Origin of the sequence: Bacillus cereus G9842, from assembly GCF_000021305.1 — a bacterium.
GTDB classification, from domain to species: Bacteria; Bacillota; Bacilli; order Bacillales; family Bacillaceae_G; genus Bacillus_A; species Bacillus_A thuringiensis_S.
The window spans coordinates 4,984,054-5,006,796 of the sequence record NC_011772.1; the positions used below are offsets into that span (position 1 = coordinate 4,984,054).

Sequence of the window (22,743 nt, forward strand, 5' to 3'; positions counted from 1 at the left end):
TCCAAAGAAAAGAAACCTTATTTCAACTTTCCTATTGATAAGTTAACACGATAGTTCCCGTATTTTAATAGTCGTCCTAGAAAGTTATCTAAGTCTTCGTTGGAAGCAAAATGTGTTTTTAATAAATAACACCCCTCACCACTTATACGGTGTACTTCAGAAATCCCTTCTTCTCCTTGAAAGAAATTCATAAACTCTTGGTGATTAGCTGTTGTTACGAACAAAGTAACAAATGCAGTCACTACTTGCCCTAATTTGATTCGGTTTATTGCAATTGTATACTGTTCAATAATCCCTAAATCCTCTAATCTTCGAATTCGATTTCCTACAGCTTGCCCCGTCATATGTATTTTTTGGCCAAGTTCTTTCCATTGTATTCTTGAGTTTTCTCCTAATAATTTCAGTATCTCAAAATCTGTTTGATCAATGATATAAACCAATCCTTTCACCGTGAAAGTAGAAAGCCCGAAAGTGTTTCGCCAACTTATTCTGCTTATCGATACAATTCACTATACTTAGTTTATCCTCTTACATCACATTATTTATCAGCTATATTTACTTATAACACAGAGGACACAACAAAAAAATACATCTAGATTTAAAGGAGGTTACACATATGTTATTACAAGAAATTCTATCGTTCAATGAACATTTTGTAGAAAATAAGGAATACGCTCCTCGTGAAGCGACAAAAATGCCTAAAAAACGTATGGTTGTTGTTTCTTGCATGGATGCTCGTTTAATTGAGCTACTTCCAAAAGCTTTAGATATACACGATGGTGATGCAAAGGTTATCAGAAATGCAGGTGGTAAAATTGCTTCTGCTTTCGATAGTGTTATGCAAAGTGTTGTAGCATCAGTATACGATTTAAATGCAGATGAAATCTTCCTTATTGGACACCATAGATGTGGCGCGAGCCAAACGAATCCAAAAGGAACACTTCAAAAAATATTAGATCGCGGAGTAGCTTCATCAGAAATTTTATCAGCGATTGAATATGCTGGTATTGACCTTGAAAAATGGTTATTCGGATTCGATGATGTTTGCGACTCAACGCAAGCTAATGTTGATTTAGTAAGAAATCATCCACTTATCCCAAAAGATGTTCCTGTACATGGTTTAGTTATTGACCCTCACACAGGTAAATTAGATGTAGTGGTTGATGGATATAAAGCGTTAAATAGTAAAACAAAATAATAATTATCACGTATATGAAGGGAAGTTATGAGATATGAAAAAACAAGTATTAGATATGAATAGACAAGAAGCTACGCAAAAAATTTTAGCGGCAAAAATTGAAAAAGGGTTAACTTGGGAAGAAATTGCAAAAGTAAGTGAACACTCTGAGACTTGGGTTGTAACAGCGTTATTAGGACAAGCTACAATGACACGTCCAGAAGCAGAAAAAATTGGTAAACTATTAGAATTAGATGAAAAAGTAGTTCAAGCATTAACAGTAGTTCCACTTCGCGGCCAAGTGATGGAAATGCCTCCTACGGACCCGATTGCATATCGTTTATATGAAATGATGTTACAATATGCACCAACTATTAGAGAGTTAATCTTAGAAAAAGCCGGCGAAGGTGTAATGAGTGCGATTAACTTCAACCTAGGTGTGGATACACAAGAAGATCCAAAAGGTGGCGATCCTCGTATCGTGATTACACTTAATGGGAAATTCTTACCATTCCGTACATGGTAATTAATTAAAAATCTATCTATATAATTAAAATAATTTTATAGATTTAATAAATCCATCCTTTTTAATCTAACTGTGTAGAAAGGATGGATTTTTACTATGAGATTCTTTTTCGGCAAAGGAGAATAATATGAATAAAAAACACTTTGATACGAGTTTTAGTATTCTACAATGGTTTGTGTTTCTATTAGCAAATGCAATTGCGTTACCTATCATTATTGGTGGCATATTCCATTTACCAATAGAGGATGTCTCAACATTAATGCAGCGAACTTTTTTAGTCGTGGGAGTAAGTTCGTTTCTACAAGCGTGGTTTGGGCATCGTTACCCCATTGCGGACGGGCCAGCCGGTTCATGGGTAAGTATATTTGTCATATTGGGACAAGTCGCTATGCATCAGGGACAAAGTGCAAAAGACGTATTGCAACTTTTAGAAGGCGGATTAATTATTGCAGGTATATTACTCTTCTTTCTTGGTATAACAGGGCTTGTTCATCGAATCTTACGCTTATTTACACCCTTGGTTACAGGAACCTTTCTTTTAATATTATCTCTTCAGCTTAGTGGTGTGTTACTAAAAGGAATGATAGGATTACAAGGATCTGCAACCCATCCTGACTATACAACAGCTACTATTGCTCTCTTTGTTTTTGCCCTTATTACTTTCTTATCAATTAAAGGGAAAGGATGGATGAAAAGTTACGCTGTGTTACTTGGAATTTCATGTGGTTGGCTTTTGTATGCAGTATTAGGAAAATCATCTCATATCCCTTCGCATACAACGCTAGTTAAGTTACCAGAGATATTTGCTTGGGGCACACCTAGATTCGATATTGGAATGACTCTAACTGCAACTTTATTTACATTTCTTTTAGTTGCAAATACAATCGCTGCTATTTCGGCTGTAAAACAAGTGGCTCCATTATCTAAAGAAAATGAAAAGCAAACACTGAACCGTGGTGTATGGGTCGGAGGTATATCACATATTATCTCGTCGTTGTTCTCTACAATTGGAATTGTACCATTACCTGCATCAGCAGGATTTATCCAACTAACAGGACAAAGAAAAGTGAAGTCATTCCTTATAGCAAGTCTTATATTAGCAGGAATTTCTTTTATTCCCTCAATTGTAAACTTTATATCCTTGCTACCAGGACCTATTGCTAATGCTGCACTTTTAGCTACATTTGTCCAAGTAATAGGCATTTCATTTCAATCCATTTTACGTGAAGATTTAAATCAACGCCGATTAACTATATTAGGAATTTCATTATTAATCAGTTTGGGAATATTGTTTCTTCCAGAAAGTGCATTTAGCGGAGTTCCTTCTTCCTTACAATATGTTTTAAGTAATGGCTTACTTGTGGGTACCATGCTTGTCATTCTATTAGAACAATTTTGGAAAGAGTAAAAAGCGCCCTACTTATAGGGCGCTTTTTTTATAACTAATGACTAATACTAGCAGTTGGATATAATGTTGTTCCTCCAATTGAAACTTTTATTTCATTTGTTAATGGAACGTTTTGTTCATTAATAATTGTTCTCCACCATTCCCATGCAAGACCTGTACATTCTCTTGCTACAATTTTTATATTTTTTGAGTTCGGTGGAAGAGGGATAACTGTAGAGTAATGAGCCGTTTTGTCTTTTCCGCTACCATCCCATGTTTTATGTGTTAGTACTTCGTTACCCTTTTGGTCAAATGTGAATTCATCCCAAGATACATCAAATTGAGCAACGTAAGCACCGTAATGATCAAGTGTCATTTTAGCACTTGAATATTCTGTAGTTTTCGTCTCAATATAATCTGTATTGTTATGAACAGCGGCAGTTGCATTATCTTTTAAGAAAGTGCTTGTATATGAAATTGGATATGCTGGATTTTTAAGACTTAATTCAGCATTATCTTTAATGATATTTCGGATTTCATTGAAATCTTTAGTAACAACCTTGTTATGCTCTTTCGCATCTCCGCCTAATACTACAGCAGTAAAGGTACTTTCTTCAAAAATATCTTTATACTGTCCACTCGTTTCGACGCTGTTATTCTTAAGTAAGGCTTTAAAAGCAGCTTGTACATCTTTACTCTTAGATGTTGTTTCTAATTTTACATAAACGGTTCTACCATAAGCTACATTTGAAACCATAACAGGTGGAGCCGAATTACTTACACCTTTACGAGTTAACTCGTCAAAAGTAACACTATTATCAAAAAGATCGGATGGATTGTTAGGTAGTTCAGCACTTACCGTATAAAATATTTGCTTATATGCCGCTACCATCACTTTCTTCTCTCCATTTGCAACCGCATTAAAATCAATGTTTAGACTGTTATCAAGATATTTAGCGTTAACATTAAGAGCACTTGCGATTTGTGATTTACTATAAACCATAGATTCTGTATACTGCATTCTTGCAGGTAACGTATGTGTTGTAGAATACTTTTCATTCCAAGTAGATACTAAATCGTCTACTGCTCCAGCTACATTACCATATGTCGGATTTTGAACAGTGATTGTATTTTCTTTTCTCATGCCAGGTAAGTCTATACTAATATTCAAAGGCTTTCTCTTAGCCACTAATAAACTCGGTTGATTGTCTGCAAAAGCTTTATTTGCAAGTTGTACAGCTCCTGGATACGTGCGATTCACTACAGAATCAATAATTGAAATATCGACCGGTGACGTTGTAAGTGATTTTTTCTCGCGTTCCACTACTACAAATTTACCATTTGAATTGATACTTTCTTTCGGAACAAAACTCTCTACTTTATCACCATTTACAGCTAAAACCTCTTGATTATTATATTTAAGATTTGCTATACCAGTATCAATGCCACTAGCATTTTTAGTTACATCAGTTACATTACTTGCTTGTGTTTCTGCGAAGGAAATAGATGAATAATTAATAGTGCATAAACTAACTAATAAACATGCAAGGAACTTTCTTCTTTTAGTGTTTTTCTTAATATTCAGAAAAATCACCCCGTTCTTTTTTTAGTAAAATATGATAATGATTGATAAATGATAGCTAATTAATAAACTTACATAAATGCTTTTAAAAGTTCTTGAATTAACGGGATTACGCCACCTACAAATTTTAAAACTGCCATTGCGATTTCCATATTATTTCCTCCTTTTTCTTGCTACGATAATGTGGTTTATCTTTATGCCCTCATTATAGTGACACCTTACACTTTTATCAATACACTCTGATATGCAATATTACATATCAAAAACAAACTGAATTCTTTTAAAAAGTTATACAGAGATATTTTTTTCGTTTGGTACATACTTGAAAAGGTGAAGCATTCTTTTGCATTTTATGAGTAATCACATAAAAAAAGTTGCTGCCTATAAAATACAGACAGCAACTTCAACTAGAGTGTCTTGCATAATCTACGCAAGACATTTTATAACTAATAAACTGCTATTGGCCCATAAGGACCATTAATAATTTCTATTTTTGTTTCAAAAATATCTGTCAAAAGTGTTGGATCCATAACCTCTTCTACTGTTCCAAAAGCAGCAATTTGTCCATCTTTCATAGCACAAATTTTATCAGAGTATTTAGCCGCAAAATTTATGTCATGCATGACAGTCAAAATTGTTCGTCCAAATTCATTAGCTGCACGTCTCAAATGCTCCATCATTTGAACAGAACGAGCAACATCAAGGTTGTTCAAAGGTTCGTCCAAAAGTACATATTCCGTCTCTTGGCACAATACCATCGCTACATATGCCCTTTGTCTTTGACCACCAGAAAGCTCATCTAAATATCTATTCTCTAAACTAGTTAAATCTAAGAAATCAATATATTTAGAAATGATAACCTCATCTTCTTTAGTCAATCTTCCCTTTGAATAAGGAAAGCGCCCAAATCCAACTAATTGTCTAACAGTAAGCCTAGTTACAAAATGATTTTCTTGTCGCAATATAGTCAAAATTTTTGCTAAGTCTTTTGATTTGGATTCAGAAACATCCATATTTGCTACCTGAATTTGACCTTCATCCATATCTAAAAGTCTTCCAATCATCAAAAGTGTCGTAGACTTTCCAGCGCCATTTGGTCCAATTAAAGAAGTAAAGCCTGCTTTTGGTATTTCAATATCCAAAGGTCCTATCTTCACCTTATCAGTATAGAACTTTTTAACATTATCAATTTTTATCATAAAGCCCTCTTCCTTAAAACTATAGTTAAGAATATGATTCCACCAAATAATTCAATAATAACTGAAACTACACCTTGAGCATGGAATACATGATACATTAAAAAGTATGCACTCGTCATTATTAAAAATCCTATAGCAAAAGCCATCGGAAAAATGTATCTATGATCATAAGTTGACGCTGCCTGATAACTCAAAGTTGCTACTAAAAAGCCGTAGAAAGTAAGTGGTCCAATTAGAGCTGTTGAAATAGACATCAAAATAGCTACTAATACAAGCGTATAAATTACACTAGGTTGATATTTAACACCAAAAGAAGTAGCAACATCTTTTCCTAGTGACAAAACATTCAAATTCTTAGAATGAGCCAAAATTAATACTGCTACAATTATGATCATAGGAATTACAATAGGAAAATATGCAGGATCTGCATGATTAACAGAACCAAATAATCTTGCTTGTAAAATATCAAATTCTGAAGGCGCAAGTAGTTTTCTCATGAAAGTTGACACTGAATTTAGCCCGGTACCAATAATAATTCCAACTAAAAGCATAAGTTGTAAATTCCCGTATTTACCGGAAAGTAACCATCCATAAAGTATCAAACTCATGAAGACCATAACAACAACTTGGAATAAAAATGATCCAATTCCATTAAAATTTATTAATGCACTAGCACCAAAGAAGAATATTGTACTCGTTTGAATTGCTGAATAAAGTGATTCGAAACCTAAAAGCGATGGAGTAATAATTTTATTATTCGTAATAGATTGGAAAGCAACTGTCGACAAGCTATGGCAAACTGCAGCGATAATCATTGCAACAATAGCTACTATCCTTCTCTTAACGACTGGGATAAAAGAAGGTGAATCTATCGGAACTGGATTGTTATAAACTAAAAGTCCATATGAAGAAAGAAGACCTAAAGCAATCAATGTAATCAGTAAAATCCAATAACGTCTTGCTTCCTTCTTAGACCGAAAAGCGCTAGCTGATCTACTTTCATTATGAAGGCTAGAATCGATTTCGACATTTTCTTTTTTTCTATATTCTAATGTGATCATCGTAGCCTCCTTGGTTTTCTTTGTCTCAATAAAATAGTAATAAACACGACTGCTCCCACTGTTGCAAGTATTAAAGAAACAGGTAATTCAAAAGGCTGTATAATTGTTCGAGAAATGATGTCACAGGCAGTTATTGACCCCATTCCGATCACACAAACCCAAGGTAAATTACTCCTAAGATCATCACCTCTAAACATTGAAACGATATTTGGCACAATTAATCCTAAGAAAGGTAAGTGTCCAATAACAGCTGCAACAATTCCAACTGCAACAGATATAAGAGCAGTCCCAAAAAGAACAATTCTATTGTAATTAACTCCAAGGCTTGTTGCGACATCTTCTCCTAGTCCAGCTAAAGTCAATCTATTAGCATACATAAAAATAAGAAAAGTAATGATAACAATCAGCCATAAATATTCATATCTTCCTACCTGAACGTTCGCAAATGAACCTACGAACCAAGTTTCAATACTTTGCGTCTTTTGAAAAAGGAGTCCCAAAAAAGTAGACACTGCAGAAATAACTGCTCCAAGCATCAATCCAATAATCGGGACAATTAAAGACGAACGAAGCTTAACTCTTCTTAAAAATAGAAAAAAAATCATAGTTCCTATAAAAGAAAAAATGATTGCACCAGTCATTCTTTGAACTAAAGTTGGGGCAGGAAATAGTAAATACACAAAAAGCAGGCCTAAGCCTGACCATTCAATAGTCCCTGTTGTAGTAGGTTCAACAAAGCGATTCTGTGTAATGAGTTGCATTACGAGCCCTGCCATCGCCATTGCAGCTCCAGTAAGCATTAATGCAACTGTTCTTGGAACACGAGTGATGAAAAACATCTCCATTCCGTCCTCTTGTCCACGTATATCATAAACTCCAGTAAACAGTGATATAATCCCTAAAATTAGAACAACTATAATCGCTATTATAAAAGGTTTTGTCCATAATTTATTGTGATTATAAAACTGGGGTTGAGAAATATTCTCAACCCTAGAAATTATATTTTTTGACACTGCTTCGTACTCCTTTACACTACTTAGCTAAAGTTTTTGAAATATTTCCAAATAACTCTATATAAGTTTGAATTGATTCATTTGTGTAAGTATCTTCTGGTGCATAAATAACCTGGTTTTTAGAAACAGCAGTTGTGTTTTGAAGAGCAGGTGATTTAGAAATAACATCCTTAGCTGGAGCTGAAGTGGCTGCATCAGATGTTGCAGCATCACGATCTAATACGAAAATCCAATCAGGATTTGTTTGTGCAATAGCTTCAACAGAAACGTCGTCACCTTTATGACCTGCAGTAGAATTTGAAACTTCTAATGCTGGAGTCCAACCGAAAATTTCATACATTGGTCCCCAAACACGACCAGAGTGCGGCGCAGCAAAACCGATATTCCCACCAGTAACGATAACACTCATAACTTTATCTTTTCCGTTATAAGCAGATTTTGCGTTTTCAATAGATTTATCAAAATCAGCTACTAATTTTTTAGCTTCTTTATCTTTATCAAAGATTTTCCCTAAAGTAACTGTAGAATCTTTAAGTCCTTTTACTAAGTTTTCGCCAGGCTTAGTAGCCTTCTCAGATACATCAACATTAAGATCAATAACAGCTGCATTTGGTACTAATTTTTTGATTTCTTCGTAATGACCAGCAAATCTTTGACCAACGATTACAAGTTCAGGATTTGCAGCTGCAATAATTTCAAGATTTGGTTCACGGTGATTTCCAATGTTTTGAACTGAATCATCCTTTTTATATGCTGAATCTGCAGGCATGATATCCTTTGGAGCAGCCGCTAATTTAATTCCCCAATCAGATAAAGTTTCAAAAGTTCTGTTATCCAAAGCAACTACATTCTTTGGGTTTACAGGGACTTTAACAGTTCCATGAGCATCAGTGATTTCAACCGTTTTTGTCTTATCACTACCATTATCTTTATTAGCTTTTGACTCTTTAGTATCATTACTTGGATTTGAGCAAGCTACTAACATTAAAGTAAAAATTGCTAGAATACTCACTAATTTTAAAAGCATAGATTTTTTCATATGTATACTCCTTATAGTGTAATTTATTTCGAAAATGATGACATCCATAGATTGAATTAGAAATTAATTTTTATTCAATTGAATCGCTATTGATAATCATTTTCATTTGAACATCCTGTTAATTAGTATAGTCATTAATTCTGTGAAAATCTTGTGAATGGTGTGAATTCATAAAATCAGGCACCAAAAGTAATATGTGAAGTCAGGCGTGTTGATTAATCATGATTTCCTCTACAAAACACGCTCATTAATAGCTAATATTTTTATAATCCATTTTTTTACGTCTTTTAATACTTCTAAGAAACTATTTGATTATTAGGTTCAATAGAAAAAAGAGTAAAACTGAATGAAACAGTTTTACTTTTTTTTCTATTACCTTATTTTATCATTCAATCATTGAATAACCTCTACCATGTATCGTTTGAATATATCTGTCTTTCTTCTCGCACTTTAACTTTTTTCTTACATACCCAATATATAAATCTACTACATTTGGATTTACTACTACGTTATATCCCCAAACTTGATTCAAAAGCATTTCACGGCTTAATATTGTGTTTTTATTCTTGATTAAAAATACAAGTAAGTCGTACTCGCGCTTAGTAAGCGAGAGGTTTTCGCCACCTTTTTTCACAATATTGCTAGATGCATCAACAAAGAGATCTTTAAACTGAAAAAAATTCGTCTCATTTTGCTGGTTACAATCACTTCTCCTTAAAATAGCTTGAACCCTTGCTACTAATTCTTCTTTCACAAATGGTTTTCTTATATAATCATCTGCACCTGCTTGTAGCCCTGCCACGCAATCCTCGCTAGAAATATTGTCGGTCACAATAATTATCGGTGTCGTTTTAACAAGTCGTATTTGTCTGCAAATTTCCGGTCCCGATATACTTAATGAATCCCAATCCAATACGATAATATCCCAATCTTGTTCATATATTATATTTAAACCTTCGTTTTCATTGTGAAGTTTTAAAATGAAATAGCCTTCTTGCGTTAGACCGCTTACGATTTTCTTCGCTAAAGACCTTTCATTCTTAATTACTAACACCTGCCTCACCGATGGTTCACCTCTACTTCAATATAACTTATTTAGATAAAAAATTATCCCGAAAAAACAATTTAAGATTTATAAATTTAAGATTCCTAAATAATCCATTAAAACAGCTTATTAGGAGAACTCTATATAATCTTACAATAGGTATGGTTAAAAACACAAAACATATGAAGATTGTAATAAATTAAAATTTTAATACAAACTCACCAGTTGGGCGTTTACTAGCAGCTATAGTACCTCCCTACTTATCATCAATAACCATTTTTTTATTCTCTGTTTCAAGGATACCGTCCCATCAACTTCAGCATTCTATAAAACCACAAACAAAAAAACCATAACCTCGCCAACCTGGCAAAGTTATGGTTCATATCATACAATTTGACTTTACCCATAAAGTTGCCGCTACAGGAAGCATAAGTTTTCCAGAAAACCCTTGTTTTTGCAGATAATTATTTAATTATTCACTAGAATGGGAAGCATAATTTGGCCGTAAGTTAATTATTAACCCATAAGCTGACCGCAAGAGGAGGCATACAGTTTTACCAACTTATACCATAATTAATTTAGTAGATTAAAGAAGGGGTGAATACAATTTTGTTTAATTTAAATACACATCAATGTCACTGCGATGAAATTATAGAGAGGAAAATACGATATGATTCTAAAGTTCTAGAATATAAATGTAAGTTTTTAAATGCACAAGATCAAAGCCTTGTGCTATTTCACATTATCGAAGACTCCTTTACAATGTTGGCTGGTCGAAACAAATTAACGATTCCTAGAGGAAGTTATACAATAGCTTATTATTGGAAAGATCGTCCATATAATTTATATTTCTGGAGGGACAATAAAGGGAATTACCTAGGCTCCTATTTTAACATTGTAAAGAATACATGTATAAATGATAAAATGGTGACTTTTGAAGATTTAATTATTGATATTTTAGCACTTCCAAATGGTGAATACTTTATTTTAGACGAAGATGAATTACCGGAGAAATTAGAGGATTTCGAGAATGGTTCAGTCCAATATGCCCTAAATTCATTAATTAAGTCTATTGATACTGTTCTTTCTCAAGCATTTTCAGAATCTGAAGGAATTTATAAACATGAAAAGTTTGCTCCATTATTAGAAAAATGAGGGAGTAAATGTAATTAAATTAAAGAAGGCGCTAGCAACATGAGCCAGTTATAAAAAGGAAATTCCTTTGCACTTAGGAATTTCCTTTTTATATGTTGTAATTTTCTTAACGTTGTATATACCCATTTCCATGATGCTACTCCTTTTATAAGTAATATAAAAAGAGTTTGTTAGAACCATATCTTTGCCGCAAACAAAAAGAACCATAACCTCGCCAATCTGGCAAAGTTATGGTTCATATCATACAAAATAAAAAACCACCAAATATGTATTGGTGGAGACGGTGGGAGTCGAACCCACGTCCAAAAATATCGGCACTTAAGCTTCTACGAGTGTAGTCGATATATTAGCATTTCGCGAACTCTTCGGCCTATCGACAGGCTTCCAAGTTGCTAGTCTGATTGTTCTCTTCCTTCGCCCTCAGACGGCGAACTCCGGCGTAGTCCACTTAGTTTGAGTCCCTTACCCTACCACATGGACGATGGAGGGAGGAACCTTTAGTGCAATTAAGCAGCTAAAGAAAGATTGTTTTGTTTGCCAATTATAGGCTTTGACGTTTTAACGAGGCCGATCCCCTCGACTCGCAACCTAAGCTCGAACTATCCCTGTCGAATCCGTAACGTCCCCATGATAAAAATGGAGCATACGAAGAAAATATCGTGATAGCTACTAAGAGCTGTTTTTCAATGTGCAACAACCTTACATAAGTTATTATATCATACGCGCGCCGTTTTACAAATGTAAATATCTGTATTACATCTTTTGGCGATCACGGAACACGCGTGCAATTTCACGTTTCGCTTCTTTCTCTTTTAAATCGTGACGTTTATCATATTGTTTCTTACCTTTTGCTAAACCAAGTGCCATTTTTGCAAATCCATTTTTCAAATAGATTCTAAGTGGAACTAATGCGTAACCTGTTTCTTTTGCAGCGCCCGCTAGCTTATCAATTTCTTTTTTATGAAGAAGTAATTTTCTCGTACGAAGTGGATCATGGTTGAAACGATTCCCTTGTTCGTATGTATTAATGTGCATATTATGAACCCATACTTCACCGTTATGTATACGTGCAAACGCATCTTTCAAGTTCACGCGACCAGCGCGAATCGACTTAATTTCCGTTCCTTGAAGGACAAGCCCTGCCTCGTATGTTTCTTCGATGAAATAATCATGAAATGCTTTTTTATTTTGTGCAATAACCTTACCTGTACCCTTTGGCATATAACGTCCCTCCTCTATTTTTACTATTGTAACAAATGTTAATAAAAAGCGAAAGTGGCTCGTTCAGAATGTGAGACGGATGGAGCTTCTGACCTTGAGGCGCTCTTTGCCTCTCGGGAAGAAGTGAAGCCGCCGAACATTCTAGCCACTGTAGCTGGATTCCATTAGAAAGCGAAAGTGGCTCGCTCAGAATGTGAGGTGGATGGAGCTTCTGACCTTGAGGCGCTCTTTGCCTCTCGGGAAGAAGTGAAGCCGCCGAACATTCTAGCCACTGTAGCTGGATTCCATTAGAAAGCGAAAGTGGCTCGCTCAGAATGTGAGGTGGATGGAGCTTCTGACCTTGAGGCGCTCTTTGCCTCTCGGGAAGAAGTGAAGCCGCCAAACATTCTAGCCACTGTAGCTGGATTCCATTAAAAGCGAAAGTGGCTCGCTCTCAAGCCACTAATAAAAAAAGAAAAAGCCTCGCTTTTCATCAAAGCGAAGCCATCCTTTTCTTACTTACGCTTTTTCTTTTTCTTCTTGAATCCTGGTACGTTTTCGAAGAATCCTTTTTTCTTCTTGCCATTACCATCTTTTTTCCCTGGCTGACTAGCAGACGTGGATGCTGTTGCTGATGCGGATCCTCTTCCTGTGCTTTTACCTTTGCCACCACGGTCAAACTTTCTACCTGTGCCACGTTCACCGCCGCGCTCATTACTGCGCTCGCTACGTCCACCGCGTTTCTTTCTGCCTGTTCTTGGCTGCTCGATAACGACTGGACGATCTTTGAACTTACGACGAGGTGTACCTTTCATGCCAACGATTTCAAAGTCGATTGCACGCTCGTCTTTATTTACGTTAATAACACGAATTGTAATTTCGTCACCGATGCGGAATACGTTTCCTGTACGCTCTCCGATCATAGCGAAATGCTGCTCGTCATAACGGTAGTAATCATCCGTTAAGTAGCTAACGTGTACAAGACCTTCAATTGTATTTGGAAGCTCTACGAATAAACCGAAGTTTGTTACAGAGCTAATCATACCGTCATACTCTTCACCGATCTTATCAACCATATACTCTGCTTTTTTCATCTCATCTGTTTCACGCTCTGCTTCAACAGCACGGCGTTCCATATTAGAAGAGTGCTCTGCAATCTCAGGTAATTTTTCACGCCATTTTGCTTGCGTTTCATTGTCGACTTTACCATTAATAATGTATTCACGAATTAATCTATGAACGATTGTATCTGGGTAACGACGAATTGGTGATGTGAAATGTGTGTAGAACTCAGTTGATAAACCGAAATGCCCTAAACTATCCGCATCGTAACGAGCTTGCTTCATAGAACGAAGCATAACCGTTGAAATAACTACTTCTTCAGGCTGTCCTTGAACCATTTCAAGAATTTGTTGCAGCGCACGAGGGTGTACTTCATTCGCACGTCCTTTTACCGCATATCCGAAGTTCGTTACAAACTCGAAGAAACGCTCAAGCTTATCTTCTTTCGGATCTTCATGGACACGGTACATAAACGGTACGTTCATCCAGTGGAAGTGCTCTGCTACTGTTTCATTCGCAACAAGCATAAATTCTTCAATTAACTTCTCTGATACAGAACGATCGCGCATAACAACATCAGTCGGTTTTCCTTCTTCATCTACTAATACTTTCGCTTCTTTAAAGTCAAAGTCAATTGCACCACGGCGCATACGTTTTTCACGTAGAATTTGTGCCAATTGACCCATCTCTTTAAACATCGGTACTAATGGCTCATAACGCTTAATTAACTCTTCGTCCTCATCTTCTAAAATGCTTCTTACGTCAGCATACGTCATACGCTCTGTCGTTTTAATCACACTTTGGAAAATCTCGTGTTTAACAACATCACCTAAGTTGTTGATTTCCATTTCACAAGATAATGTCAGACGGTCTACTTTCGGGTTTAATGAGCAAATACCGTTAGATAGACGATGTGGAATCATCGGAATTACACGGTCAACAAGATACACACTCGTCGCTCTTTCCGCTGCTTCTACATCAATTGGAGAACCTTCTTGAACGTAATGACTTACATCCGCAATGTGAACGCCAAGCTTGTAGTTACCGTTCTCAAGCTTCGTTACTGTAACAGCATCATCTAAGTCTTTCGCGTCTGCACCATCAATCGTTACGATCATTTGATCACGTAAATCACGACGATCCTTTAAATCTTCTTCTGAAATCGTTTCTGGTACACTGTTTGCATGCTCCATCACTTCTTCAGGGAATGCTAAAGGTAAATGATGTTTATGAATGACAGATAAAATATCTACTCCTGGATCATTTTTATGACCTAGAATTTGAATAACTTCACCTTCTGCGCTTAAACGGTTTTCTGGATAGCTCGTAATTTTCACAACTACTTTATGACCTTCTACAGCACCCATTGATGCACTTTTCAAGATAAAGATATCACTCGTCCAGCGCTTATTGTCAGGTATAACAAATCCAAAGTTTTTCGATTCTGTATATGTACCAACAAGTTCTTTCGTTCCACGCTCTAAAATGCGTACAATTGAACCTTCTTGACGTGAACCGCTCGATTGAGAACTAAGGCGTGCTAATACTGTATCGCCATGAAGTGCACCGTTTAATTCTGTAGGAGGGATGAAAAGATCATCGTCTCCAGTTTTCTTCTCTTCTGGCACAACGAAAGCAAAGCCACGTGCATGTCCAATTAACTTACCTCGTACTAAATTCATCTTTTCAGGAAGACCGTATCGATTACTACGTGTACGAATAACAAGTCCCTTCTCTTCCATCATTACAAGTGCTTTTACAAAATCTTTAAAGCCCTCAGAACCTTCAATTCCAAATGCCTCTTCTAACTCTTGTATCGTTAGCGGTTTATACGCTTCTTCTCTCATAAATAATAACAACTTATCAATATGTTCTTGTGTGATTTCTTCCAAGCAAAAATACCTCCTTTAAAACCTTATATTATTTAGTGTATCCGAAAGATAGGGGATGTATAAAGTGAAACTTCAATACTCCTCTTATGATTTTTACAGTTTTCACAAAAAATTCCTTATGAAAAAAAGAGGCAACTAGATCTTACCAATCTAGTTGCTCCAAGAAGTTATATACATCCTCATGTAGCTCGTCACGTTGTTTATCAAGTGTAATGACATGCGTAGAGTCTTCATACCATTTAATGTCTTTTAACGTAGATTCTACACCGTTATAAATAATGTTAGCACTATCTGTATTAATCATTTCGTCATGACGTGCTTGTACAACAAATGTTGGTGCATAAATCATATCCACATTGTTACGTACGTCAGCAATTAATTGTTGTAATGCTTTTAATGTATTCATCGGTGTCTTTTGGAATTCCAACATTTCTTGTTCGATTTGCTCTGGTGACTTTTGCTCACGCTTTTTATATTCGCGGGCATATGCCAATATACCTTGGTACATCGTTTCTTCGCTCTTAATATACATCGGTGCACACATTGGTACTACACCTAAAACCGGTACTGTATAACCTAATTTTAAAGAAAATACGCCGCCAAGTGACAATCCAACAACAGCAATTTTCTCAAAACCTTTATCTTTTAAAAGCTGATATGCCTCCGTTACATCTTGCCACCAATCTGTAGGGCCTGTATGAACAAGCTCTTCTGGTGGTACACCGTGCCCTTTATAAATTGGCGCATGACAAGTGTAGCCTTTCTTCTCTAAGAAACGCCCTAACATACGTACATCAGCTGAGTTCCCTGTGAATCCATGTAGTAATAAAACAGCGCGGTCTCCACCCTCAAATGTAAATGGTTTCGGAGATGCTAATTTCATCATGTACTTCTCCTCTTTCTCTTCTGTAATCTAGTCGTATTCTTTCTATATCTAGTGTACCATATTTATATTTCTATAATCTAATTAGAAACATCTTTCAAATGGCAAAACAAAAAAGAAGAACCATTAGTACATCTTACTAACGCTTCTTCTTTCAATTCTATAAGTTTAAGTACGTAACAGCAATTGTTAATACAAAGAACAATACAGCTAAAACAATTGTGATACGGTTTAATACTGCTTCAATTCCACGTGCTTTTTGCTTACCAAATAATTGCTCTGCACCGCCTGAAATTGCACCTGAAAGGCCTGAGCTATTACTAGACTGCATAAGTACCATAACAATCATTAAAATCGATACAGTAATAAGTAAAACGGATAATAACGTATGCACTTGGCGTACCTCCTACAAAGATTCAGTTATTGTAACTGTAGCATAAATCCTATAGAAAAGCGAGAGCTATAGAGTCGCTCCCGCTTTTCTTCCATTACATAAACATCATTGCAAATAACGGTCCAAGTAAACATGTCAAAATTGCTGTTAATGTCATTGTTACCGATCCAATAACACCTTCATGTTCGTTATTTTTCATCGCTCTCATAACGCCCATAATATGAGAAGCACATCCAAATCCGATACCTTTACCAACTGAGTTTGTAACACGGCTCCATTTTAATAAGAGAGGTCCTGTAATCGTTCCAGTAATACCTGCGATAACAACGAAAGCTGCTGTTAAGGAAGGTACACCACCAACTTGTTCAGAAACGCTCATCGCAACTGGCATTGTCACCGATTTTGGTAAAGACGATAAGATTAAGCTTTTATCTGTTCCCATAAGTGAAGCAATGGCAAAATCACTAGCGATTGCAACTGTTGTACCTACTAATACCCCGCCGGCAATCGGTACAACATACTTTTGCAGAACATGACGTTGTTTATAAAGAGGAATTGCAAATGCTACAACACCGGGTCCAAGTAGCTTTGCAATCCAGCCACCACCACTTTCCATATAATGTTGATATGGTATATCAAGCACGATAAATAGGAAAGCCATTAATCCTGTTGCTACAAGCATTGGAATGGTGAATGGTGTTGGAAATAATTTATAGATTTTTTTAGATAATTGATATAATAGCACCGTAAAAAGAACCCAACCGATTCCGATTAATATTTGGCTCATCGCGACTCTCTTTCCTTCCTATTCGCAAGATATTGTCCTGTATGTCCTGCGACAATAATAATTAAAAATGTACTCGCTACAACTGTAATGAAAAGAGAAATTCCTTTACTCATAAAAAAAGCACCGTAATTCATTAAGCCAAGCGTTGGCGGAATTAATAAAAACGGCATAATAGCAACGAGTGTTTCTGCTCCTAAATCGAACCATTTCACTGGAAGAACTTTTAGGCTAAGTAAAACAAGTAAGAGGAACATCCCAATCAAACTTCCTGGAATTGGAATATTTAGCATTTCTTGCACCCAAGTTCCAACCATATAAAACACGTAAAGAGCAGCAATTTGGACAAGAATCTTTGTAAATTTCATGTTCATCATCCCTCATGTTTATACGATCTTCTGTTAATATCTTTATCATAGTATAAATTGTAAAAAGCTGCAATTTATCAACTTGACAGCAAAAACAGCCTTTGTTATACGCTTACAACCTTGATATGACTGCATTTCCAAACGAAAATTACGTCAAAAACCTTGACCTAATATAAAAAGTTTTTATTTTCTGAATTTATAAGACTATTATTTCAATAAAATAATCTTTTTATCCTTAAGCTTACATATATATAAAATGAAACTTTAATCCATGAGGATTCCCACATCCATACTGATTGTTAGCCCTCATCAAGCGGGTTTGTAAGGGATAAACAAGATAGGTGGTGAACATATGCCAAAAAAAGTTCTCATTTTTTGTGATCCTGGGATTGATGATACGATGGCTCTCCTCTTAGCTTTCTTTATTGATGAAATAGAAATTATCGGTATTGTTGCTGATTACGGCAATGTCCCGAAAAAAATGGCCGTACAAAATGCTCATTTTTTTAATAACGAAACAAAGAATAGAAATATCAAGATATTCGGTGGTTCAGAACGTCCTCTTACTGGTGCCCCACCTGCGTTTTTTACGGATGTACATGGGAAACAGGGGCTCGGGCCAATTATTCCAAAGGTAAATGTGACTAACGGAGAAATGGAGAATTTTTTTGAAGTTATTCCTCTTATTGAGCAGTATAAAGATGAATTAATCATTGTAAGTTTAGGAAGACTTACCTCCCTAGCAATTTTATTCATCGTATGTAAACAGTTAATGAAGCAAGTTAAATCTTACTACGTAATGGGCGGTGCCTTTTTACACCCTGGTAATGTTACCCCTATTTCCGAAGCAAACTTTTATGGCGATCCTACTGCTGCTAATATAGTCCTCCAATCTACAGCTAACATGTACATATACCCATTAAACGTCACCCAATATTCCGTCATTACACCCGAGATGGCGGAGTATATTGAAACAAAAGGAAAAGCCCCACTTGTCAAACCTTTATTCGATCATTATTACTACGGATATTATAAAGACGCCCTACCACATTTAAAGGGTAGCCCCTTCCATGACACAATGCCAATACTCGCTTTACTTGATAACTCTATGTTTACCTATCACAAATCACCTATCGTTGTCATGACAGAATCTTATGCGCAGGGGGCAAGCATTGGAGAATTTCGCTCTTTAGGAGAATCTAAGCCATTTATTGATTGGCCGAGTCATCAAATCGCAATTGATTTTGATTATAACCGCTTCTTCAAACATTTCATGTCACTTATGACGGGCGAACAATTTTAGCATAAAAAAACAGACCGTGATTTCTCACGGTCTGTCGTTATTTTCTACAATTATCGTTTGATGTTATAGAAAGATTTGATACCATCGTAAACAGCGATTTCGCCTAGTTCGTCTTCGATGCGTAATAATTGGTTGTACTTAGCAATACGGTCAGTACGGCTCATAGAACCAGTTTTGATTTGGCCAGCGTTAGTTGCAACTGCGATGTCAGCAATTGTAGCATCTTCAGTTTCACCAGAACGGTGAGATACAACTGCTGTGTAACCAGCACGTTTAGCCATTTCGATAGCTTCGAAAGTCTCAGTTAAAGTACCGATTTGGTTAACTTTAATTAAGATTGAGTTAGAGATACCTTTTTCGATACCTTCAGCAAGTTTTTGAGTGTTAGTTACGAATAAATCGTCACCAACTAATTGTACTTTATCACCGATACGCTCAGTTAATAATTTGTGACCATCCCAGTCGTTTTCGTCTAAACCATCTTCGATAGAGATGATTGGGAAGTCTTTGCAAAGCTCTTCGTAGAAATCAACCATTTCTGCAGAAGTTAAGCCAGTACGGCCTTCGCCTGCAAGGTCATATTTACCAGTTTCTTTGTTGTAGAACTCAGAAGAAGCAACGTCCATTCCTAAGAATACGTTCTCGCCAGCTTTGTAACCAGCTTTTTCGATAGCTTCGATGATTACTTCTAAAGCTTCACGGTTAGAACCAAGGTTTGGAGCGAATCCACCTTCGTCACCTACTGCAGTGTTAAGACCTTTGTCATGTAATACAGCTTTAAGTGCATGGAATACTTCAGCACCCATACGGATTGATTCTTTGAATGTTGGAGCACCAACTGGTAAGATCATGAACTCTTGGAAGTCAACGTTGTTATCAGCGTGAGAACCACCGTTGATGATGTTCATCATTGGAGTTGGTAATTGTTTTGCATTGAATCCACCAAGGTAACGGTATAATGGAAGACCTACGAAGTCAGCTGCTGCGTGAGCTACTGCCATAGATACACCAAGGATAGCGTTAGCGCCTAGTTTACCTTTGTTTGGAGTGCCGTCTAATTCGATCATAGCACGGTCGATACCAGCTTGGTCAGTTACATCGAAACCAGCGATTTCTGGAGCGATAATTTCGTTAACGTTGTTTACTGCGTTAACAACACCTTTACCAAGGTAACGAGATTTGTCACCGTCACGTAATTCTACTGCTTCGTGCTCACCAGTAGATGCACCACTTGGTACGATAGCGCGTCCGAAAGCACCGCTTTCTGTGTAAACTTCTACTTCTACAGTTGGGTTACCACGAGAGTCAAGGACTTCGCGAGCATAAACATCAATAATTGTTGACATAATAAATTCTCTCCTTTTTATATAAGCAAATTATTTAATAATTGTTTTACCTGTCATTTCTTTCGGTTGTTCCACATTTAAAAGTGTAAGCATTGTTGGAGCGATATCTCCTAAAATACCACCTTCACGAAGCTCTACATCATTTTTTGTAACGATGAAAGGAACCGGGTTAGTTGTATGAGCTGTCATCGGCTCGCCATCAGCAGTTAACTCCTGATCGGCATTACCATGGTCAGCAGTAATAAGTGCTACACCATCTTTTGCAAGAATCGCTTCTACAACTTTTCCTAAACATTCGTCAGTTGCTTCTACTGCTTTAATTGTTGGTTCCATCATCCCAGAATGGCCAACCATATCACAGTTTGCAAAGTTAAGAATGATAACATCATGTTTATCATTTTCGATTTCATTTACTAAAGCGTCCGTTACTTCGTAAATGCTCATTTCAGGTTTCAAGTCATACGTTGCAACCTTCGGTGAGTTAATTAAGATACGCTCTTCTCCTGGGAATTCAGCCTCACGACCACCGCTAAAGAAGAATGTAACGTGCGGATACTTTTCGGTTTCCGCGATGCGAAGTTGCTTTAATCCCGCTTGCGCAACAACTTCACCTAAAGTGTTATCAAGGTTCATTGGCTTGAATGCCACGTAACCATTCACAGTTTCACTGAAGTGTGTCATACATACGAATTCTGGAATGTGAGGTACTTTTTCACCACGATCGAACTCACGGAAGTCTTCGTTTGTAAATACACGAGCAATTTGAATTGCACGGTCTGGACGGAAGTTATAGAAGATAACTGCATCATCATCATTGATTGTTGCAACTGGCGTGTTATCTTCGTTAACAATTACAGACGGCAATACGAATTCATCATAGATACCGTTCGCATAAGAGTCTTCTACACACTCTTCTGCTGATTTATAAGTAGGGCCTTCACCATTCACCATAGCACTGTAACATTTTTCTACGCGATCCCAACGCTTGTCACGGTCCATGGAGTAATAACGACCAGAGATAGTCGCGAATTGTCCTACTCCTGTTTCTTTAATTACTTCATTTGCTGCATCGATATAACCTTTTGCTGTTTGTGGTCCAACATCGCGGCCGTCTAAGAACGCATGGATGTAAACTTTCTCCACACCTTCTTTTGCTGCTAAGCGAAGAAGAGCAAACATATGGTTCATGTGACTGTGCACACCACCATCAGAAAGTAAACCGAATAAATGAAGAGCAGTACCTTTTTCTTTTACGCTTTTAATTGCATTTTGGAATGTTTCGTTCTGATCGAACTCACCTTCACGAATTGCAACGTTTACGCGTGTTAAGCTTTGATATACTATGCGGCCAGCACCAATATTTAAGTGACCAACCTCAGAGTTACCCATTTGACCTTCTGGAAGACCTACTTCCTCACCACAAGCTGTAAGCGTTGTATGAGGGAATTTGTTCCAGTAACCATCAAAATTAGGTTTCTTAGCTTGTGCTACAGCATTCCCGTGAGTTTCTTCACGAAGTCCGAAACCGTCAAGGATGATTAAAGCTGTTGGCTTTCTCATTTTACCGCCCCCAGAAGACCTAAGAACGAAGCAGGCTCTAAGCTAGCACCGCCAACTAAAGCGCCGTCGATGTCAGATTGTGCCATATACTCTTTAATGTTTTCTGGTTTTACGCTACCGCCGTATTGAATACGAACAGCTTCTGCAGCTTCTGGAGAAACAGCTTCTGCAACAACTTTACGGATGTGCGCACATACTTCATTTGCATCTGCAGAAGAAGAAGATTTACCTGTACCGATAGCCCAGATAGGCTCATAAGCGATAACAGTTGCTTTAACTTGCTCTTCTGTTAAACCTGCAAGTGCTTTTGTCACTTGACCTGCTACTAGATCAAATGTTTTTCCGCTTTCGCGCTCTTCTAAAGTCTCACCACAACATACGATTGGTGTTAAACCATGTTCAAATGCTGCTAGAGTCTTTTTGTTTACTGATTCGTCTGTTTCAGCAAACATTTCACGACGCTCAGAGTGGCCAAGTACTACGTAGCCTACTTTTAAGTCGCTAAGTGCTACTGGGCTAATTTCGCCAGTGAATGCACCATTTTTTTCGAAGTGCATGTTTTGTGCACCTACTTGTAAATCAGTTCCTTCAGTTGCTGCTACAAGGCGCTCTAAGAATAGAGCTGGAGAGCAAACTACTGCATCAACAGCTGAAGCTGCTGGGATTTGACCTTTAACTTCCTCTACGAAGCTAACTGCTTCAGATAGAGTTTTATTCATTTTCCAGTTACCTGCGATAATTGGTTTACGCATGCTTTGCACCGTCCT

21 protein-coding genes and 1 other RNA gene are annotated in these 22,743 nt (G+C 36.8%); 5 read left to right on the forward strand and 17 right to left on the reverse strand.

The window, feature by feature from the left end:
- Nucleotides 1-17 precede the first annotated feature (17 nt).
- Nucleotides 18-449, reverse strand: a complete 432-nt coding sequence (locus BCG9842_RS25315) for an Lrp/AsnC family transcriptional regulator (RefSeq protein WP_002008929.1) — start codon at nucleotides 447-449, stop codon at nucleotides 18-20.
- Nucleotides 450-616: 167 nt separating this feature from the next.
- Here BCG9842_RS25315 and BCG9842_RS25320 point away from each other — a divergent pair, with 167 nt between their 5' ends.
- The 3 genes from BCG9842_RS25320 (at nucleotide 617) to BCG9842_RS25330 (ending at nucleotide 3,111) form a co-directional block, all read left to right on the forward strand.
- Nucleotides 617-1,198 (forward strand): beta-class carbonic anhydrase, encoded by a 582-nt coding sequence (locus BCG9842_RS25320; RefSeq protein WP_000926482.1) that lies wholly within the window; start codon nucleotides 617-619, stop codon nucleotides 1,196-1,198.
- A 55-nt stretch (nucleotides 1,199-1,253) separates the two neighbouring features.
- The gene (cynS, locus tag BCG9842_RS25325; RefSeq protein WP_041488180.1) at nucleotides 1,254-1,703 is read left to right on the forward strand and encodes a cyanase; all 450 of its coding nucleotides are present in this window, start codon (nucleotides 1,254-1,256) and stop codon (nucleotides 1,701-1,703) included.
- A gap of 127 nt (nucleotides 1,704-1,830) precedes the next feature.
- Nucleotides 1,831-3,111 (forward strand): purine/pyrimidine permease, encoded by a 1,281-nt coding sequence (locus tag BCG9842_RS25330; protein WP_001034722.1) that lies wholly within the window; start codon nucleotides 1,831-1,833, stop codon nucleotides 3,109-3,111.
- Nucleotides 3,112-3,145: 34 nt separating this feature from the next.
- Here the strand turns inward: BCG9842_RS25330 and alo are convergent, their stop codons facing one another.
- The 6 genes from alo to BCG9842_RS25365 all read right to left on the reverse strand — a co-directional run bounded on the left by alo (nucleotide 3,146) and on the right by BCG9842_RS25365 (nucleotide 10,047).
- Complete coding sequence (gene alo, locus BCG9842_RS25335) at nucleotides 3,146-4,684, reverse strand: anthrolysin O/cereolysin O family cholesterol-dependent cytolysin Alo (protein WP_000576734.1); 1,539 nt, start codon at nucleotides 4,682-4,684, stop codon at nucleotides 3,146-3,148.
- Nucleotides 4,685-5,118: 434 nt separating this feature from the next.
- Nucleotides 5,119-5,871 (reverse strand): iron ABC transporter ATP-binding protein, encoded by a 753-nt coding sequence (locus tag BCG9842_RS25345; RefSeq protein WP_000590056.1) that lies wholly within the window; start codon nucleotides 5,869-5,871, stop codon nucleotides 5,119-5,121.
- A complete protein-coding gene (locus BCG9842_RS25350) occupies nucleotides 5,868-6,932 on the reverse strand; it encodes an iron chelate uptake ABC transporter family permease subunit (protein ID WP_000631243.1) in 1,065 nt (354 codons plus the stop codon). The genes BCG9842_RS25345 and BCG9842_RS25350 overlap by 4 nt, the downstream gene beginning before the upstream one ends.
- Nucleotides 6,929-7,945, reverse strand: a complete 1,017-nt coding sequence (locus BCG9842_RS25355; protein WP_000041823.1) for an ABC transporter permease — start codon at nucleotides 7,943-7,945, stop codon at nucleotides 6,929-6,931. The genes BCG9842_RS25350 and BCG9842_RS25355 overlap by 4 nt, the downstream gene beginning before the upstream one ends.
- A gap of 19 nt (nucleotides 7,946-7,964) precedes the next feature.
- Nucleotides 7,965-8,984, reverse strand: a complete 1,020-nt coding sequence (locus tag BCG9842_RS25360; protein WP_000749440.1) for a siderophore ABC transporter substrate-binding protein — start codon at nucleotides 8,982-8,984, stop codon at nucleotides 7,965-7,967.
- Between the two features lie 385 nt (nucleotides 8,985-9,369).
- The gene (locus tag BCG9842_RS25365) at nucleotides 9,370-10,047 is read right to left on the reverse strand and encodes a response regulator transcription factor (protein WP_001250260.1); all 678 of its coding nucleotides are present in this window, start codon (nucleotides 10,045-10,047) and stop codon (nucleotides 9,370-9,372) included.
- 591 nt (nucleotides 10,048-10,638) lie between these two features.
- Between BCG9842_RS25365 and BCG9842_RS25370 the strand changes: the two genes are divergently transcribed.
- Nucleotides 10,639-11,184 (forward strand): DUF402 domain-containing protein, encoded by a 546-nt coding sequence (locus BCG9842_RS25370; RefSeq protein WP_000482658.1) that lies wholly within the window; start codon nucleotides 10,639-10,641, stop codon nucleotides 11,182-11,184.
- A gap of 272 nt (nucleotides 11,185-11,456) precedes the next feature.
- On the opposite strand, the gene ssrA is transcribed toward BCG9842_RS25370, so the two are convergent.
- The 7 genes from ssrA to BCG9842_RS25405 form a co-directional block, all read right to left on the reverse strand.
- Nucleotides 11,457-11,811, reverse strand: a transfer-messenger RNA (tmRNA) gene (ssrA, locus tag BCG9842_RS30635).
- 126 nt (nucleotides 11,812-11,937) lie between these two features.
- Entirely contained in the window at nucleotides 11,938-12,405 is a 468-nt protein-coding gene (gene smpB, locus BCG9842_RS25375) for an SsrA-binding protein (RefSeq protein WP_001123917.1), read from the reverse strand.
- 494 nt (nucleotides 12,406-12,899) lie between these two features.
- Nucleotides 12,900-15,338 (reverse strand): ribonuclease R, encoded by a 2,439-nt coding sequence (gene rnr, locus BCG9842_RS25385; protein ID WP_000391343.1) that lies wholly within the window; start codon nucleotides 15,336-15,338, stop codon nucleotides 12,900-12,902.
- 142 nt (nucleotides 15,339-15,480) lie between these two features.
- Nucleotides 15,481-16,221: a carboxylesterase gene (gene estA, locus BCG9842_RS25390; protein ID WP_000761986.1), complete on the reverse strand. Its 741-nt coding sequence runs from the start codon at nucleotides 16,219-16,221 to the stop codon at nucleotides 15,481-15,483.
- Nucleotides 16,222-16,381: 160 nt separating this feature from the next.
- Nucleotides 16,382-16,615 (reverse strand): preprotein translocase subunit SecG, encoded by a 234-nt coding sequence (secG, locus tag BCG9842_RS25395; RefSeq protein ID WP_000557266.1) that lies wholly within the window; start codon nucleotides 16,613-16,615, stop codon nucleotides 16,382-16,384.
- 94 nt (nucleotides 16,616-16,709) lie between these two features.
- Complete coding sequence (locus BCG9842_RS25400; RefSeq protein ID WP_000078304.1) at nucleotides 16,710-17,402, reverse strand: LrgB family protein; 693 nt, start codon at nucleotides 17,400-17,402, stop codon at nucleotides 16,710-16,712.
- Nucleotides 17,399-17,767 (reverse strand): CidA/LrgA family holin-like protein, encoded by a 369-nt coding sequence (locus BCG9842_RS25405; protein WP_000673222.1) that lies wholly within the window; start codon nucleotides 17,765-17,767, stop codon nucleotides 17,399-17,401. The genes BCG9842_RS25400 and BCG9842_RS25405 overlap by 4 nt, the downstream gene beginning before the upstream one ends.
- A 352-nt stretch (nucleotides 17,768-18,119) precedes the next feature.
- Between BCG9842_RS25405 and BCG9842_RS25410 the strand changes: the two genes are divergently transcribed.
- The gene (locus tag BCG9842_RS25410; protein ID WP_001125040.1) at nucleotides 18,120-19,070 is read left to right on the forward strand and encodes a nucleoside hydrolase; all 951 of its coding nucleotides are present in this window, start codon (nucleotides 18,120-18,122) and stop codon (nucleotides 19,068-19,070) included.
- A 50-nt stretch (nucleotides 19,071-19,120) separates the two neighbouring features.
- Here BCG9842_RS25410 and eno read toward each other — a convergent pair whose 3' ends face one another.
- The 3 genes from eno to tpiA are packed head-to-tail and all read right to left on the reverse strand — an operon-like array spanning nucleotide 19,121 to nucleotide 22,728.
- The gene (gene eno, locus BCG9842_RS25415; RefSeq protein ID WP_000103951.1) at nucleotides 19,121-20,416 is read right to left on the reverse strand and encodes a phosphopyruvate hydratase; all 1,296 of its coding nucleotides are present in this window, start codon (nucleotides 20,414-20,416) and stop codon (nucleotides 19,121-19,123) included.
- A gap of 30 nt (nucleotides 20,417-20,446) precedes the next feature.
- Nucleotides 20,447-21,976 (reverse strand): 2,3-bisphosphoglycerate-independent phosphoglycerate mutase, encoded by a 1,530-nt coding sequence (gene gpmI, locus BCG9842_RS25420; protein ID WP_001231141.1) that lies wholly within the window; start codon nucleotides 21,974-21,976, stop codon nucleotides 20,447-20,449.
- Nucleotides 21,973-22,728, reverse strand: coding sequence for a triose-phosphate isomerase (gene tpiA / locus BCG9842_RS25425; RefSeq protein ID WP_001231042.1), 756 nt, complete (start codon nucleotides 22,726-22,728; stop codon nucleotides 21,973-21,975). Before tpiA ends, gpmI begins: the two co-directional genes overlap by 4 nt.
- Between the last annotated feature and the right edge of the window lie 15 nt (nucleotides 22,729-22,743).

Coding starts and splice junctions, on each gene's coding strand:
- BCG9842_RS25320 (WP_000926482.1), top strand. CDS start 617: ATGTTATTACAAGAAATTCTATCGTTCAATGAACATTTTGTAGAAAAT.
- cynS (WP_041488180.1), top strand. CDS start 1,254: ATGAATAGACAAGAAGCTACGCAAAAAATTTTAGCGGCAAAAATTGAA.
- BCG9842_RS25330 (WP_001034722.1), top strand. CDS start 1,831: ATGAATAAAAAACACTTTGATACGAGTTTTAGTATTCTACAATGGTTT.
- BCG9842_RS25345 (WP_000590056.1), bottom strand. CDS start 5,871: ATGATAAAAATTGATAATGTTAAAAAGTTCTATACTGATAAGGTGAAG.
- BCG9842_RS25350 (WP_000631243.1), bottom strand. CDS start 6,932: ATGATCACATTAGAATATAGAAAAAAAGAAAATGTCGAAATCGATTCT.
- BCG9842_RS25360 (WP_000749440.1), bottom strand. CDS start 8,984: ATGAAAAAATCTATGCTTTTAAAATTAGTGAGTATTCTAGCAATTTTT.
- smpB (WP_001123917.1), bottom strand. CDS start 12,405: ATGCCAAAGGGTACAGGTAAGGTTATTGCACAAAATAAAAAAGCATTT.
- estA (WP_000761986.1), bottom strand. CDS start 16,221: ATGAAATTAGCATCTCCGAAACCATTTACATTTGAGGGTGGAGACCGC.
- BCG9842_RS25400 (WP_000078304.1), bottom strand. CDS start 17,402: ATGAGCCAAATATTAATCGGAATCGGTTGGGTTCTTTTTACGGTGCTA.
- BCG9842_RS25405 (WP_000673222.1), bottom strand. CDS start 17,767: ATGAAATTTACAAAGATTCTTGTCCAAATTGCTGCTCTTTACGTGTTT.
- BCG9842_RS25410 (WP_001125040.1), top strand. CDS start 18,120: ATGCCAAAAAAAGTTCTCATTTTTTGTGATCCTGGGATTGATGATACG.
- eno (WP_000103951.1), bottom strand. CDS start 20,416: ATGTCAACAATTATTGATGTTTATGCTCGCGAAGTCCTTGACTCTCGT.
- gpmI (WP_001231141.1), bottom strand. CDS start 21,976: ATGAGAAAGCCAACAGCTTTAATCATCCTTGACGGTTTCGGACTTCGT.
- tpiA (WP_001231042.1), bottom strand. CDS start 22,728: ATGCGTAAACCAATTATCGCAGGTAACTGGAAAATGAATAAAACTCTA.